Here is a 14,491-nt window from a genome sequence, read left to right on the forward strand (position 1 = left end):
TGATTTAACTGTGGAACTAAAGCAAGTAAAGAGGCTTGCTGAAGCATTGGACGATAGCGGCAAACAAGAAATTGTATATTTTTTACAATCTCGAATAATAAGAATTATGAGAATACCAAGGCAATTAAGAAACATATGTTGGTCACATCATGTTTGTTTAGGACAATGAACACAAATTCTTCGATTAGAATGGGGGTGTGATATTTGAAGTATTTGATTCCAATTCTGTTGTTCGTATTATTAATTGGTTGTACAAAAAATAACGAAATACCGAAAGAACAATCCGTTTCGAAAAGCTATCTTGAGAATAAGGGCTTCCAGGTAATTTCTTATGAAGGGCATGCTGAGAGTTACGAACTGACAAAACAGAAAATCGTAACACTACCTTATATGATTTATTGGGGATTGCAACTTGTTGACCCGTCCATATATTTTGGCAAGACAATAAACATTGAAAAGTTTATCGTCAAGAATCATCCGCTAACTCAAGGAAAAGTTGATGTTTATGTTTACGAAGTTAATGGTCAACCCATCGGAGGGACTTCGTATCCACATGGCGATACATCAGTCGGTGGGTATTGGTCTTTAGAAGGTAAAACGTTGGAAGAACTTCAACCTAAGTCCTTTCAAGATTGGCAAAAGGACTGGTTAAACAAATATAGTAATTAAGCGAATGGGCATAATTAAACGCCCATTTATTTTGAGCTTAAATCAACAATATTGTTTAACACAGCCTTCCATTAAAAGCTCCTTTAGCGCTGTTTGACCTTTCTTCCGTCGTATTTTGAGATTCAGTCGTGTTTGTTGCGTTAGTGGAGACTGGTGCTGAACATGCTGTAAATACTGCTGTTGATAATAGTGCGATGACGCTGAGCCTGCGTGTCTTTTTCTTCATAATCCATTCTCCTCTATTGGGTTATTTGTGAATAGCGAACCTGTTCTGAGTATCACAAACTGAATGTCATTCTAGCTAGAAACGTTCTGTCACCAATTAGCTTTGTTACATGTCATATGACGTGTCGGTTATTTAAAAAAAAGACACCAACAAGGAGTGAGGCCACTGAAAAACGTGTGTTTTAAGAATCTGTAAAATGAGCTTAAACAGCTAAAGGCGAATTCCCCTCCATTCTGAGTGAGAATTCGCCTTTATTTTATGTATTCCTCATGCTCTTTACTTTAATAGCGTCAATATTCTTTTGAGATTTACTGCAAATATAGCCATTGCTCCTTGCATGTGCATGCCGACGAGACCTGAGGAAGATGCCACATCATACCCATGTCTGTGTTTTAGTTCACTATTCTTTGCTTCAATTTTATAACGTTCTCTTGCCTTCTCTTTAAAATATTCACTTTCTTGGAAAGTTTGCTGCTCGCTATGCTCCGTTGATTTGATACTGATTGAATAGGTTTTCGATTTTGCTCCTTCTTTATAACAACCTTCTTTTAAGGGGCATTGCTTACACTTATCGATATCAAAGTAATAGGTATCTACTTGATTTGCTCCTACATTTTTTGTCCCCGTACGTGCCCTGCGAGTTGCCATCTGTCCGGCTTTACAAACGTACATTCCTGCATCTTTATTAAACTCAAATTCATTTTCTTTTTTACGTTTTCCTTGCGTAATTAATGGGTGTAATTTGGATACTAATTGCAATCCATTTTCATGGGCATATTGGATATTCTCTTTCTCAGAATAGGCTGTATCTCCAATGATCGTATCGATTTCCATACCCGTTTTACGACTTTTAGTAATCAAGGATTGAAGTTGTTTTCCATCACTTTTTTCACCTGTTGTAATTACTGCAGCTGTAATAATACGTTCATCATTCATTGCAAGATGTGTTTTATAGCCAAAGAAAGAGGAATCTGCCGTTTTGTGACCTACACGTGCATCTGGATCATTTGAGAATTGGAGGTGCTCCACGTGATCTTCTACGATTTCTTTTAAGTAGTTCAACTTTTCCTTTACCTTTGGGTATTCGCGGATGCTTTCTTCTTTTTCCACGACGTCAATTACTTTTTGGCAATAGTCCAGTTCATCCACTAATTCGTTTGTCGTTGTTTTTGGCGGGAATTTATCTTTCATGTTTTCATTGATCTGATAAACTGCCTTCCGCAATAGCTTAGACTTCTCCATCAAAATTTCTTTTGGTGATTGTTGATTGAATCGTGATTTTGTGTGGGTAGCATCCACAATAATTGATCGGCTCTTAATGATTTCTTTTTCCAATGCGATTTCCACCGTTTTTTGAATCAGCATGTCGAGCAGGTTCACGTCTTTCAACCGGAGTTTACGAAACTTCGTGAGTGAACTAGGATTGATGACCTCATCTTCAGGCGCCATATCTAAGAAGTATTTGAGGGACATATCATATTTAGAACGTTCTACGACATCGACATCTGATAAATCAAAGATCGATTTTAGTAATAAATACTTGAACATACGAATGGGAGGCACGGCATTGCGACCATTATCCAGGCAATATTTATTCTGTAATTCTTCATGAACAAAGGAAAAATCTACGAGGTCATTTATTTGTCGTAGCATATTATCTTTAGGTACGACGATATCGTAAATAGCCATAAATGGACTGAGGTTAAGGGATTAATCATTATACAGCAAAACAGGACACCCATCCTCGAAAAGATCGAGGATGGGTGTCCTGGAATGGAGTTTTCACGGGCCTCCAAAATACGCCTGTATAACTTGAACTTAAAAAACATTAGAGGCGAGTAGCGAAGGGGAAATTTGGAACTGTAGGAGTGATAGCGACCGCCTTTGTCTCCGGATTTCAACCGCAAATAGCGATTTAATCAAGAAATCTGGAGACAACAGCGGCCGGTAGTCCAAATATTCCCCGTATTTAAACCTACTCCTTAAATGTATAGCCTTAAGTTAAATTAGTAACTGGACTTTTTCAGTGGCCTCACATGGAGTCAGTGTCTTTCATTTCGCATATTTGACTAGAGGGGCTTATAGCCATCTCGAAAAATTCTTATGAGATACTTTGATCTGATTTCGTTCGGCCCAAGCTTTTAACTGTTTCATCACTTCATCTTCATCTTTTTGTGCAAGAAAATTAAAACATAATTTATAAGGAACAAATTTATTGACTTTAGGTCTAATCCCAACTACAGGACTAAAATATCCTTTTATATAAATAATATTAATCCGCTCTGCTTCAATTCTTAGATCTTCTATTAATATAGCGTCCGGATGAATTTGAATTTCAACAAACCTTTGAATCGTAAATATCCTGTAGATTAACACAATTGCGACAATCAAACACAAAATAGCCTCACCATAAAGCAAACAAGAAAGCACTAAATTGTCGCTATTTGTAAAGCGATAGTTCAGGTTATAAATTTGAAATAATTGAATACCCAATAGCACACTGATGCTTATCAGCAGCGGTATTAACGATGGACGCCTCACTCTATAGACCCCTATATTATCCATGTGCCCCTCCTTTTCTCACGTCCATATAGATTACCATATGTTATAAAAAATGGATATTGCATCTTGGTGTTTGGATGAAGGAGATCAAAAAAAAGACGGGGCGCCCCATCAGCCATCTCAAGGCTCTTGGAACACCCCTTGTATTGTCACAGTCCCTGATTAGAGCCATCTCATAAATCTTTTATGAGACAGTTTAACTTGATTACATTCAGCCCATTTGGTTAGTTCTTTCATTCCCCTGTATTCTTGGTCAAGAAAACTAAAACATAATCTATAGGGAACAAATTTATGATCTACAGGTTTAATCCCTATTACGGGCTTGAAATAGCCCTTTACATAAATATTCTCAATTCGGTTTGCTTCAATTTCTTTATCTCCAACTATTATTGAGTCCGGAAGAATCTTGATTTCAATGAACCTTCTAATCGTAATGATCCTATAGAGCAATACGAATACAACTATCAGACAGAAGGTTAACAAAGCGTATCCAATATCTTTATAATCCGTATTGGTTCTGACGCTTGTCAATAGTAAGCCACTTGAAAAAATCATTGATAGTAGAAGTGACATTAAAGAAGGACGACTCACCTCATAAACTCCTATATTATCCATTAATCCCTCACTTTCTCAGACTATTATAGCTTACTATATTTCATAATTTTTGGATATGGCATCACTTTTTTAATCAACAGGTATCTCAATCACTTTATTGTATGCCTTCATGTAATGCATTCCTTCTATATGAAGTGACTCAGGCTCCGTTTGTGTATCAAATAATAAGGTGCGTTCCTTCATCAGTTTGCCGTCCACTTGCTTTACCTCTTTTCGATTGATCGTTGTTTTTAATGGTGTACTCTCATTGTTCGTTTCTATTGATACTCCATCCAGCATTACATCATCATCCGTAGCGATCGTTATTTCGATGCCCTGAGAGGTTTTGGATACATCCTTTAACCACAATTCTTTATCACTCAGCATAAATGCCTTATCACTTAGGGAAGTCAGGGGATACTTTTCGTCCAGCTTTTGATATCCAGCAAATTCTTTAACGACTATCTGCATGGAATGCAGCTCTTTCGGCAATGTATCAAAGCGAATATCAAATATTCTTCCACCTAATGAAGATTGAAAGCGACATCCATGCTTTCACCTCTCTCCCCTATAAGAGTTAGGAGTACCTTGAAAAGTTCATTTCCCATAAAAATAATTCTTTTAATAATATGTATGGTTTCATTCACCTAAATGTAATATTAAGGAAAATAAGTCTCTTGCATACCCCAGTCTAGTTGATTTTAAACACTTCAATGTAATAGAATGAACTAATCTAAAAGAAAAGGATGGGCATAAGAGATGCCGTTTAAAGAACCTCGTACACTAAGTAAAAGATCCATACTATTCTTCTCTCTCATCATGCTAGTAAAAAGTTATTTTACTTGGTATTTTCTTTTCGAAGATGGGCCTACTTGGACCACATGGCTTAAAGAAATCCCTTTTGTGCTTCTAGTCTTTTGCTTGATTGAATGGTTCGCAACGAAACGAAAAATTGCCATTTACATGCTGGTCAATGTGTTGATTACTACTCTATTTTTCTCATTAATCGTATATCACAATCACTTTGGCATCATTGCTACTTCGCAAGTATTAGATCAGGTCAAACAAGTTGGAGCCGTTAAGAAAAGTATATTTTCAGTCATGCGTCCGCAATATATGCTTATTTTCTTGGATATCATTGTTATTGGTTTGGTCATGTTTAGAAAACAAAAGGCACTAGATTGGAAAAAAGCCATGTCTCGTAAAAGTAACCGCAAAACGGTTGCTATCTTGTTCTGTATTTCCATCGTCATTTGTGCAATGAATATTTTTCCAAACCGAGCCAGTATGAACGAAACCGTTAAAGCCGAGCAAATGGGCATTCTCAATTATGAAGCCTACTCTCTGCTAGCCAATCAAGAAGAAGAACAAATTGACGTCGCTGAGATTACACAATCAACAATTAATGAAACCAAAGGAATTCAAGTTACCTCTAATCCGGTTCTATTTGGAGCCGCCAAAGGAAAGAATCTGATCATACTTCAGATGGAGTCTTTTCAGAACTTCTTAATCAATCTAAAGATTGATGGAGTAGAAATCACACCAAATATGAACAAGCTTGCGGCTAGCAGTTACTACTTTCCGCGTTTCTACCAGCAGGTTGGACAAGGCAACACTTCTGACGCTGAATTCATTGTAAATACTTCTTTCTATGTTCCACCTGATGGTCCAGCCACTCAGATGTATGCTCCCAAAGAGCTTCCAAGTTTACCCAAGATACTCCAAGCGCAAGGTTATGATACGGCAACATTCCATACGAATGCAGTCGACTTTTGGAACCGTGGTGAGCTTTATAGTGCCTTAGGATTTAATCGTTACTACGATAAGACTTACTTTAGTGAAGAGGATACTGTATTCTACGGGGCTTCTGATGAAGTATTATATGAGAAAACAGCTGCTGAACTAGCAAGAATGGATCGGAATGATCAGCCTTTCTACTCACATGTCATTTCGATGTCAGCTCATAATCCGTTCTCGATCCCAGAAGATAAATACAAAATGACACTTCCAGAACGATTCGAAGGAACGCTTGTTGGTGATTATATTCGGGCTCAGAATTATGCTGACTATGCTCTTGGACTTTTTATCGATGAACTCAAACAAAACGGTGTGTGGGATAACAGCTTGATCGCATTGTACGGAGATCACCGCGGACTTCCTATCTTCTCTCTGAAAGAGAATGATCACCTCTTATTACAGGAAATCCTTGGTCATGAATATACGGAACGCGAATTAATTAATATTCCATTGATCCTATCAGCGACGGGGATTACAACGCCAAGCGTGAAGGAACAATTAGGCGGACAGGTTGATATTATGCCTACGTTATCCAATCTATTAGGTGTTTCTCTTGATGATCATATTCATTTCGGACAAGATTTATTGAATCAATCGACTTATAACCTACTTCCTCAGCGCTATTATTTGCCAACAGGATCTTTCGTAAATAACGAAGAGCTCTTCCTATCTGGCAGTGGCTTCGAGGACGGTCAGCATTATACCTTATCTGGCGATGGTAACCACACGCAACAAACGACAGAGGATGAGTTCGATCGTGCGTTAGAGCTTCTCCATTTGTCCGATAGTTATGTGACACAGTTACCGGATAGAGTGATTGAGGAAAAATAAGCTTTTATATACCAAAAACACTGCACCCACCAAATTGGTGAATGCAGTGTTTTTCTATAGGCATTTACTTATTCTTTTACGACCAGTTTTAGAGGTGCGGCAATCAGTTTCTCAACCGTCTTGCCATCTAACACGTCTTTCGCTGCTTGAATCGCTAACTGCCCAATTAATGCAGGCTGCTGAGCAACGGTTCCTGTTAGTTTACCCGCCTCTATAGATTTGAGTGCATCTTCATTTCCATCAAAACCGATGACAGGAATATTCTTACCTGAACTCTGAATCGCTTCTATAGCACCCAGAGCCATTTCATCATTATGAGCGAAGACCGCTTGCACATCTGGGTTTCCTTGGAGTAGGTTCTCCATAACGGTCAAACCTTTCGTACGGTCGAAATCAGCAGTTTGCTTCGCAATGACCTCAAGCTGAGTATCCGCAAGTTCATGGAATCCTTTCCCACGTTCACGAGTGGCTGATGCTCCTGGTGATCCTTCTAGTTCAATGACCTTAGCACCTTTTCCAAGCTGCTCTACAATATATTCTGCCGCCATTGATCCACCTTTTACATTATCAGAGGCAACAAGGGCTTCAATATCCCCTTTATCTGCAGAACGGTCCAAAGTAACGACTGGAATATTCAAACTGTTAGCCGTCTGAACAACCGTCGAGATCGCCGATGAATCTACTGGGTTGATCAACAGTGCATTTACACCTTTTTGCATTAAATCCTCAACGTCATTACTTTGCTTGGCAGAATCATTCTGCGCATCGATAACGAGAACTTCCATGCCTAGTTTCTTAGCTTCTGCCAAAACTCCATCTTTAACCGATACAAAGAACGGATTGTTCAAGGTAGATATGGATAATCCAATCTTCATATTCCCTGGGCCCCCGCCGCTGTTAGGCTTAGCCCACTCTGGTGGCTCTAAAGAACAGCCAGTCATAAGAATCAAGAGTAAGGAAGTAAAAATTAATGTGAGCTTTTTCATGTGGAATCCCCCTTATACGGCTTTCTTACGGTCTATGAGTACAGCAATCGCAATAACGATCCCTTTAACTACCATTTGGTAAAAAGAGGATACGCCGAGCAAGTTCAATCCATTGTTCAGAATCCCAATAATAAGAGCACCAATCAATGTGCCTACGATACGTCCACGGCCACCTGTTAAGCTCGTACCCCCTAATACTACAGCTGCGATCGCATCCAGTTCATAGGATGTACCCGCTGTTGGTTGTGCTGAGTTCAATCTGGAGGTCAAGATAGCCCCTGCCAATGCGGATAACATACCCGTTAAGGAATAGATCATTATTTTGATGCGGTCTACTTTAATCCCTGAAATAATCGATGCTTTCTCATTCCCCCCAATGGCATACGTTTTACGGCCAAAAGGCGTTTTGTGTAGTACAATCCACAAGACAGCGAATACGATAATCATCGTGATAGCAGGTACAGGTATTCCTAGTAAATATCCACGACCAAACAATTGGAACGTCATGCTGTCTCCAAGACCTGTGATCGGGTTACCATCCGTATATACAAGCGTTAATCCGCGGAAAATAGTCATGGTCGCCAGTGTAGCGATAAAAGGCGCCATTCTGCCTTTCGTAATCATCAGCCCGTTGACCATCCCCATCAGTCCACCCGCTAAACAACCCACAATAATTGCTAAGATAGGGTCCCATCCTGACAACATCAGATTGGCTGTAAAGGCACTGGATAAGGCTAGAATAGAACCGACTGATAAATCGATGCCACCTGTCAGAATAACAAAGGTCATCCCAAAAGCGATTAGCGCATTAATTGCGACTTGTCTAAGCAAATTCAGTATATTTAGAGGTTCCATAAAGCTTGGGTTCAGCACGGTTACGATAATAATAAGAATGATTAGCCCTAGTAATGGCCCTAATTTCTGCGTGATTTGCCCCATTTGGAACCCTTTTTTTACACTCTCATCTTTGATAGTTGTCATTACTATTGCCCCCCTGTAGCTAACGTCATGATTTTTTCTTGCGTAGCTTCTTGTTGTGAAAGTTCTCCACTGATTTCCCCTTCATGAACAACTACGATGCGGTCACTCATCCCTAGGACTTCAGGGAGTTCTGAGGATACCATAATAATGGCGACACCACGTTCAGTTAACTCGTTCATAAGCTGATAGATTTCCCGTTTTGCCCCAACGTCGACGCCGCGTGTAGGTTCATCGAGAATAAGAACACTGAGGCCAATACCAATCCATTTAGCGATAACTACTTTTTGTTGGTTACCCCCAGATAAATTCCGGACCAAAGTGGATGATGATTGTGTCTTGATGTGCAGGCGTTTAATAAGCATGTTCACGAATTCTTGTTCCTTCTTAGCATTGATTACACCCTTAGGGGCGAAGTCGTATAAATTCGTCAGCACCATATTATCTCGAATAGAGAAATCTAGGACTAACCCCTCATCTTTGCGGTCTTCTGTAACAAAGCCGATTCCAGCTTGCATAGCGTCATTGGGATTCCGAATGGTAACCTTCTTTCCCTTCACCCAAATCTCACCCTGGTCTAAAGATTCCAGTCCGAATAAGGTTCTCATCATTTCTGTACGTCCAGATCCCATTAATCCAGAGAATCCTATGATTTCACCAGCTCGTACAGAGAAATTAGCATTTTTAAATTGCCCTTTCTTTGATGCATTCTTAACTTCAAGAACCACTTCTCCAGGTTTAGTAGTTCGCTCAGGGAAACGGTCTGTTAATTCACGACCTACCATCTTCCGAACTACATCGTCAAAGTTAGTTTCAGGAATGGGCTTCGTATCTACGGTTTTCCCGTCCCGCATAACAGTGATTCGATCACATATCGTAAAAATCTCTTCCATCCGATGCGAAATATAGACGATAGAGACGCCTTCTTTCTTCAGTGAGGCAATGACTTCGAATAGTTTCTGTATTTCTCGCTCGGTTAAAGCAGCGGTAGGCTCGTCCATGACAATAACTTTTGCATGAGTCATAAGCGCTTTAGCGATCTCTATCATCTGTTTTTCACCTACCGAACATTCCCCCGCCTCTTGGTTCAAAGGAATGGTCACTGAGAGCTTAGCAAACTGTTCATTTGCTAACGCTTTCATCTCTTTCCTATTTAACAGGCCAAATTTGGATGTTCGTTCCTTGCCAATAAACAGGTTATCCAGAACCGTCATATCCGGCCATACATTCAGCTCCTGATGGATAAATGCAATGCCATATTGTTCTGCCTCTTTGGGATTCGCAAAGTATTTCTCCTGACCATCTATACGAATGGTGCCTTGGTCACGTTGGTGCAGACCGATCAGAATATTCATGAGCGTAGACTTACCTGCGCCATTCTCACCCATTAGGGCATGAACTTCACCATCCTTAAGTTCAAAATCCACACCGGTTAATACACGGTTAGCGCCAAAAGACTTATGAATATCTTTCATCGTAATGTACATACACTTAGAACCCCCTTTTTATCCAAAATAGACCCCGGCTTGTAGAATGCAGTTTGCATACGGCTTAGCTTCACCCGTGCGAATAATAACCTTAGCTTGCTGGGTCAGTTGCTTAAATTGCTCATGTGAATACGCTTCTATGGATATTTCCTTAAATTTATTATTCAAGTATTGAGAGGTGACTTTATTATCCGTAGCTAGTTCCTCTGCCACAATTACCTTTTCGATGACCATATCCTCTGAAATGATGTCAACGATGTCTTGGAAGCTAGGAACCCCTAGTTTAACCGCTAAATCAATCTTCGGAACACCTGGTGGAACTGGAAGGCCAACATCTGCGATGACAATTGTATCGGTATGACCTAAGTCCGCAAGCACTTTGGAAATATGGCTATTTAATATCCCGTGTTTCTTCATAATTACAGATTCGCCTCCACCTCTGCTCTTGTTGGCATACCACCTTGAGCACCAAATTTAGTAACGGATAAAGATGCTGCTCGATTGGCAAACTTTACACTATCCAGAATGGAGCTGCCCTCAGCTAAAGCAACTGCAAATGCCGCGTTAAAAGTATCTCCAGCTCCAGTCGTATCTATAGCATTCACTTTGTAAGTGGGAACCAGAACTTCTTGTTCTCCATCGTAAAATCTTACGCCATTGCTTCCCTCTGTGATAAACAGCTTGTTTGGGTATTTCCGTAAGGCATCAGCAGTACTCATCCCAGGGAATAAAATCGTACATTCATGTTCGTTCGGCGTTAGATAGGCAGCATTTTCTATAATCGTGTCACTGATTGGGCGAGCAGGTGCCGGATTAAGCAGCATAGGTACGTTGAATTTATGGCAAAGCTCACTTACAAATGACACCGTTTCTTCTGGTATTTCTTGTTGGATTAACACCATATCAGAATCTTTAATAGTATCAAGTGCTCGCTCAACCAAAGTAGGAGTAACTAAATCATTCGCTCCTTTTACAACGATAATGCTATTATCACCTTCTGCTAAAATGATGTGAGCTGTCCCACTTTCGGCATGTGTAACCGGTTCCACATTTGTGGTAAAAACCCGATTTCTCTTAAGATTATCCATGATCTCCGTACCATAGAAATCTTCACCTACACAACCAACCATCGTAACTTCTGCCCCAAGACGTGAAGCTGCTACGGCCTGATTCGCTCCCTTACCTCCTGGAACGGTAGCGAAGCTTTCTCCTAGAACGGTCTCACCCGCGTGAGGTCGCTTGGAAGAGGTCACCACCAAATCCATCGAGCAACTTCCAATTACACAAATCTTAGCCATGTTCATCAACCTTTCTTATGTTGTCATCTATTCTTTACTTCTTGTTGTTTCCCGCTCCACAAAGCTAACAGGTAATTGAATGATTTTATCTTCTACCGTATCTTGCTCAATTAACTTAATAAGTAAACCAGCCGCCTCTCGTCCCATGTCATGTGCAGGCTGACGGATAGTGGATAACGAAGGTGACAACAGGCTGCTAAGTGGGATATCATCGAATCCAATGATTTGGAGATCCTGTGGCACTCTTTTACCTAAGCGATGTGCTTCATGAATAACTGCTGTCGCCACGATATCATTACTGGCAATTACACCATCTGTATCTATATATTTATCAAACAACTCTACAGCCCATTGTTCCGCTTCTGTGTGGGAGAAAGATGAAGTTTGAATCACTTGATAAGTGATTCCCATTTCATCAAGTACTTCAATCGCACCTTGAAATCGATCCTGCGCCGGTTTAATATGCGCCGGTCCTTGCATTACTGTAATCTTTTTGCTTCCCCGTGCAATGATTTCTTGCGCAGCAAGGCGTCCGCCTTTTCTGCCATCTGCGTATACGGAGGGGCTATCATTAGAAGTACGGTCCAGAAATACGACCGGAATTTTCAAGTTAGAATAAACGTCACTCTCGGGAAAATTAGTTGATGAGATCATGCCGATGACATTATTTTGAATAAAGGTCTGAATATAATCCAATTCCTTGTCCTCGTTCTCATCACTATTACCAAAAATAATCCGATAACCATGCTCCTGCATCCGATCTTCTATTCCACGTGCTAATTGCGGGAAGAAGGGGTTCGTAATGTCAGGTAATAGAAGTCCTATTAATTTGGATTTCCGTTTATACAAAGATCTTGCAACCTCATTAGGGGTATAATTCATTTCTTTGATCGCTGCCTCAACCTTTTTTCGAGTATCGATATTCACATAACCAGATTCATTTATAACTCTTGAAACGGTTGCTACCGACACCCCAGCTATTTTTGCAACATCTTTAATCGTCATCATGATTTATTTCATCCCCCAATGTGTAACCGGTTACATGTATTACAGTTATTAGATTATCATAAAACCGCTTTCATTACAAATCTTTTTTCGTTCCAATATATAACAAAAGATATCGATAAGAAATCGATATCCTTAGAAAGGATAATAAACCAGTTCACAAACACAATCATGGTGTTCCCAAACATCAAATAAATTACCATCCAGATCTTCAAAGACAAAAAACTTCCCATACTCACCTTCGTCGCTAATGTTTCCGACTTTTACATCTTCTGAAACTAAATAGTTATGAAGTGCCAAAATGTTTCACAAACCAAGCTGGAGACTTCTCTAGGTCTTTAACCGGAATCACATTATAAGCGATACCTAAGATTCTTCCAACTTCCATCGGATGCCTCCTTGGCCTTAAACTTTCGGCTTCTAACGATCTCTAAAGACTTTTATCTGCAAATCTATTTAATAGTTTTATTGTATTGTAGTGCATCCCTTCATGGTAAAGCGTAAAATTTATGAATTCTCCGATTGTATTTAAGGTTAATCCACTACCCGTTGTAAGAGGGGTTACTTGCTCACTTAAGCGATTGTGCATAACTTCCTGAATACGTTTGGGTTGCTCCGAAAGCATCTCAATTAACACTTCAAGTGTTGGTGGTTTCTCGCTCCACTCTGCAGGTTTAGTACCTTTCGCAAATAATCGTTCAAAGCTTTCCGGCAATTGCATAAGCTCCCTAGCGGAATGAAAGGCTTTACCATGCACGACAACCGAATCCCAGCAGTTAGTACGAATTGTAAAATATCCCTTTACAAAAGAAAACGAATGGTTTATTTTAACATTAAGTAATAATTAAATATTAGTCGTATTATCCCAACATTTAAATTCCATATCAAGAAATATCGGAGGCTGTGATGGAAGATAACATGAAAGATACCTTACTATCGAACATTAAATTTGCGTACAACGAAGCTTTGGAATTCATTCTTTCTATGGGAATGATTGCTTGTGAAGAGCAGTTGCTTAAGGCAGCAGAGGATTACAAACTTGAAATGGACCCACAAGCGTTATCTTATCATAAAGATGCACGAGCACGGTTGTCACCTCACTCCTACCGAGAACTTCAGTTTTTTTTCCAGTACAACTTTTTTCATAAAGCACTCGACTTTGCTTTCTATGAATCCATTTGCACCTGTCCAGAACCACAAACAGCTGAAGCATGGATAACTCGACTGGAAAAGAGTCCTGCAGAAAAAGTAGTCGCTGAAATGGTATATGGCGTGTATCACGATAAATTAGATGAGTTGCTAGAAGGAAACGATTGGGAAATCGTTAAGAAGGATACCCGTTTAATGGCTGAGCTTGTGGCAAGAACAAAACCGCAGCTTGATGTGATTGAAGCGCAGGGGCCATTACTAGAGTGTCTTGCTTATCCCGAAGAAACCAAGCTACGTTATATGCAGCTCTTAAACCAGTTCTACAAGGATGTCTTTTCACTTTGGAAAGAGGAGTTAAGAAGGGAGTCTGAACAAGCCTCTCAGCGTTATGAAGGTCTGTTCCTAGCTAATCCTGAAAGATTCATTCGTGATATCAACAAAAATGAACCTGCAGTTTATGATGTTCCCACTACTTTTCATGTCAGCTTCTTCTCACAAGTTGGGAATCATACTCTCTTCTTATACGCAGGAAACTCTCGTATCGCTTGGGTTATCTTCGGCATTTTTAATGATCATGTATTCGGACCTGCTGCTGATCGAGAGAAAACCGAACTTTTTTTAAAAGCATTCTCGGATAAACGACGTTTAGACTTCTTGCTGCTCTTAAGGAATCGCCCTCACTATGGACAAGAAATTGCATCAGCACTTGGCATAACGCCCGCGGCAGTAACTTATCATGCCAACTTCCTATTCTTTTTAGACCTTATCGAATTAAAAAGAACGGATCATCGATTATATTACCATCTTCGAATGGATAAATTGAGAGAATTACTTGCCGTCACCACAAAAGTCATGCTGGATGAGGAATCTCCCATCTTTTAAGTGAACCGCAGCAAATTCAAACCATAG

15 protein-coding genes are annotated in these 14,491 nt (G+C 39.9%); 3 read left to right on the top strand and 12 right to left on the bottom strand.

The genetic code is table 11. The annotated features are described in order from the left end of the window. Positions 1-204 precede the first annotated feature (204 nt). On the top strand, positions 205-669 hold the full coding sequence (locus MHH52_RS18825; protein ID WP_340003997.1) for a hypothetical protein: 465 nt from the start codon (positions 205-207) through the stop codon (positions 667-669). Positions 670-724: 55 nt separating this feature from the next. Here the strand turns inward: MHH52_RS18825 and MHH52_RS18830 are convergent, their stop codons facing one another. The 5 genes from MHH52_RS18830 to MHH52_RS18850 form a co-directional block, all read right to left on the bottom strand. Further along, on the bottom strand, positions 725-895 hold the full coding sequence (locus tag MHH52_RS18830; protein ID WP_340003998.1) for a hypothetical protein: 171 nt from the start codon (positions 893-895) through the stop codon (positions 725-727). Between the two features lie 276 nt (positions 896-1,171). Beyond that, positions 1,172-2,584: an IS1182 family transposase gene (locus tag MHH52_RS18835; protein ID WP_340003999.1), complete on the bottom strand. Its 1,413-nt coding sequence runs from the start codon at positions 2,582-2,584 to the stop codon at positions 1,172-1,174. A gap of 390 nt (positions 2,585-2,974) precedes the next feature. Next, positions 2,975-3,460: a hypothetical protein gene (locus tag MHH52_RS18840; RefSeq protein WP_340004000.1), complete on the bottom strand. Its 486-nt coding sequence runs from the start codon at positions 3,458-3,460 to the stop codon at positions 2,975-2,977. 159 nt (positions 3,461-3,619) lie between these two features. Next, a complete protein-coding gene (locus MHH52_RS18845) occupies positions 3,620-4,072 on the bottom strand; it encodes a hypothetical protein (RefSeq protein ID WP_340004001.1) in 453 nt (150 codons plus the stop codon). 69 nt (positions 4,073-4,141) lie between these two features. Further along, complete coding sequence (locus tag MHH52_RS18850) at positions 4,142-4,522, bottom strand: hypothetical protein (protein ID WP_340004002.1); 381 nt, start codon at positions 4,520-4,522, stop codon at positions 4,142-4,144. A 288-nt stretch (positions 4,523-4,810) separates the two neighbouring features. Here MHH52_RS18850 and MHH52_RS18855 point away from each other — a divergent pair, with 288 nt between their 5' ends. Further along, entirely contained in the window at positions 4,811-6,679 is a 1,869-nt protein-coding gene (locus tag MHH52_RS18855) for an LTA synthase family protein (RefSeq protein WP_340004003.1), read from the top strand. 68 nt (positions 6,680-6,747) lie between these two features. On the opposite strand, the gene rbsB is transcribed toward MHH52_RS18855, so the two are convergent. From rbsB to MHH52_RS18890, 7 genes are all read right to left on the bottom strand, one after another. Next, complete coding sequence (rbsB, locus tag MHH52_RS18860; protein ID WP_340004004.1) at positions 6,748-7,665, bottom strand: ribose ABC transporter substrate-binding protein RbsB; 918 nt, start codon at positions 7,663-7,665, stop codon at positions 6,748-6,750. A gap of 12 nt (positions 7,666-7,677) precedes the next feature. Continuing rightward, positions 7,678-8,646: a ribose ABC transporter permease gene (gene rbsC, locus MHH52_RS18865; protein WP_234532232.1), complete on the bottom strand. Its 969-nt coding sequence runs from the start codon at positions 8,644-8,646 to the stop codon at positions 7,678-7,680. A gap of 2 nt (positions 8,647-8,648) precedes the next feature. Beyond that, on the bottom strand, positions 8,649-10,130 hold the full coding sequence (locus tag MHH52_RS18870) for a sugar ABC transporter ATP-binding protein (protein ID WP_340004005.1): 1,482 nt from the start codon (positions 10,128-10,130) through the stop codon (positions 8,649-8,651). A gap of 18 nt (positions 10,131-10,148) precedes the next feature. Further along, positions 10,149-10,547 (bottom strand): D-ribose pyranase, encoded by a 399-nt coding sequence (gene rbsD / locus MHH52_RS18875; protein WP_340004006.1) that lies wholly within the window; start codon positions 10,545-10,547, stop codon positions 10,149-10,151. Positions 10,548-10,549: 2 nt separating this feature from the next. Beyond that, complete coding sequence (gene rbsK, locus MHH52_RS18880; RefSeq protein WP_340004007.1) at positions 10,550-11,428, bottom strand: ribokinase; 879 nt, start codon at positions 11,426-11,428, stop codon at positions 10,550-10,552. Between the two features lie 27 nt (positions 11,429-11,455). Beyond that, a complete protein-coding gene (locus tag MHH52_RS18885; protein ID WP_340004008.1) occupies positions 11,456-12,436 on the bottom strand; it encodes a LacI family DNA-binding transcriptional regulator in 981 nt (326 codons plus the stop codon). A gap of 427 nt (positions 12,437-12,863) precedes the next feature. Continuing rightward, a complete protein-coding gene (locus MHH52_RS18890) occupies positions 12,864-13,154 on the bottom strand; it encodes a DinB family protein (RefSeq protein WP_340004009.1) in 291 nt (96 codons plus the stop codon). Positions 13,155-13,339: 185 nt separating this feature from the next. Between MHH52_RS18890 and MHH52_RS18895 the strand changes: the two genes are divergently transcribed. Beyond that, positions 13,340-14,464, top strand: a complete 1,125-nt coding sequence (locus tag MHH52_RS18895) for a helix-turn-helix domain-containing protein (RefSeq protein WP_340004010.1) — start codon at positions 13,340-13,342, stop codon at positions 14,462-14,464. Positions 14,465-14,491: the final 27 nt, after the last annotated feature.

Source organism: Paenibacillus sp. FSL K6-0276, assembly GCF_037977235.1.
Taxonomy (GTDB): domain Bacteria; phylum Bacillota; class Bacilli; order Paenibacillales; family Paenibacillaceae; genus Paenibacillus_AQ.

Bases quoted from the DNA above. Each gene is read 5' to 3' on its own strand.
- rbsB (WP_340004004.1), bottom strand. From the start codon at position 7,665: ATGAAAAAGCTCACATTAATTTTTACTTCCTTACTCTTGATTCTTATG.
- rbsC (WP_234532232.1), bottom strand. From the start codon at position 8,646: ATGACAACTATCAAAGATGAGAGTGTAAAAAAAGGGTTCCAAATGGGG.
- MHH52_RS18835 (WP_340003999.1), bottom strand. From the start codon at position 2,584: ATGGCTATTTACGATATCGTCGTACCTAAAGATAATATGCTACGACAA.
- MHH52_RS18850 (WP_340004002.1), bottom strand. From the start codon at position 4,522: ATGCAGATAGTCGTTAAAGAATTTGCTGGATATCAAAAGCTGGACGAA.
- MHH52_RS18890 (WP_340004009.1), bottom strand. From the start codon at position 13,154: ATGCAATTGCCGGAAAGCTTTGAACGATTATTTGCGAAAGGTACTAAA.
- MHH52_RS18830 (WP_340003998.1), bottom strand. From the start codon at position 895: ATGAAGAAAAAGACACGCAGGCTCAGCGTCATCGCACTATTATCAACA.
- MHH52_RS18845 (WP_340004001.1), bottom strand. From the start codon at position 4,072: ATGGATAATATAGGAGTTTATGAGGTGAGTCGTCCTTCTTTAATGTCA.
- MHH52_RS18855 (WP_340004003.1), top strand. From the start codon at position 4,811: ATGCCGTTTAAAGAACCTCGTACACTAAGTAAAAGATCCATACTATTC.
- MHH52_RS18895 (WP_340004010.1), top strand. From the start codon at position 13,340: ATGGAAGATAACATGAAAGATACCTTACTATCGAACATTAAATTTGCG.
- rbsD (WP_340004006.1), bottom strand. From the start codon at position 10,547: ATGAAGAAACACGGGATATTAAATAGCCATATTTCCAAAGTGCTTGCG.
- rbsK (WP_340004007.1), bottom strand. From the start codon at position 11,428: ATGGCTAAGATTTGTGTAATTGGAAGTTGCTCGATGGATTTGGTGGTG.
- MHH52_RS18870 (WP_340004005.1), bottom strand. From the start codon at position 10,130: ATGTACATTACGATGAAAGATATTCATAAGTCTTTTGGCGCTAACCGT.
- MHH52_RS18885 (WP_340004008.1), bottom strand. From the start codon at position 12,436: ATGATGACGATTAAAGATGTTGCAAAAATAGCTGGGGTGTCGGTAGCA.
- MHH52_RS18840 (WP_340004000.1), bottom strand. From the start codon at position 3,460: ATGGATAATATAGGGGTCTATAGAGTGAGGCGTCCATCGTTAATACCG.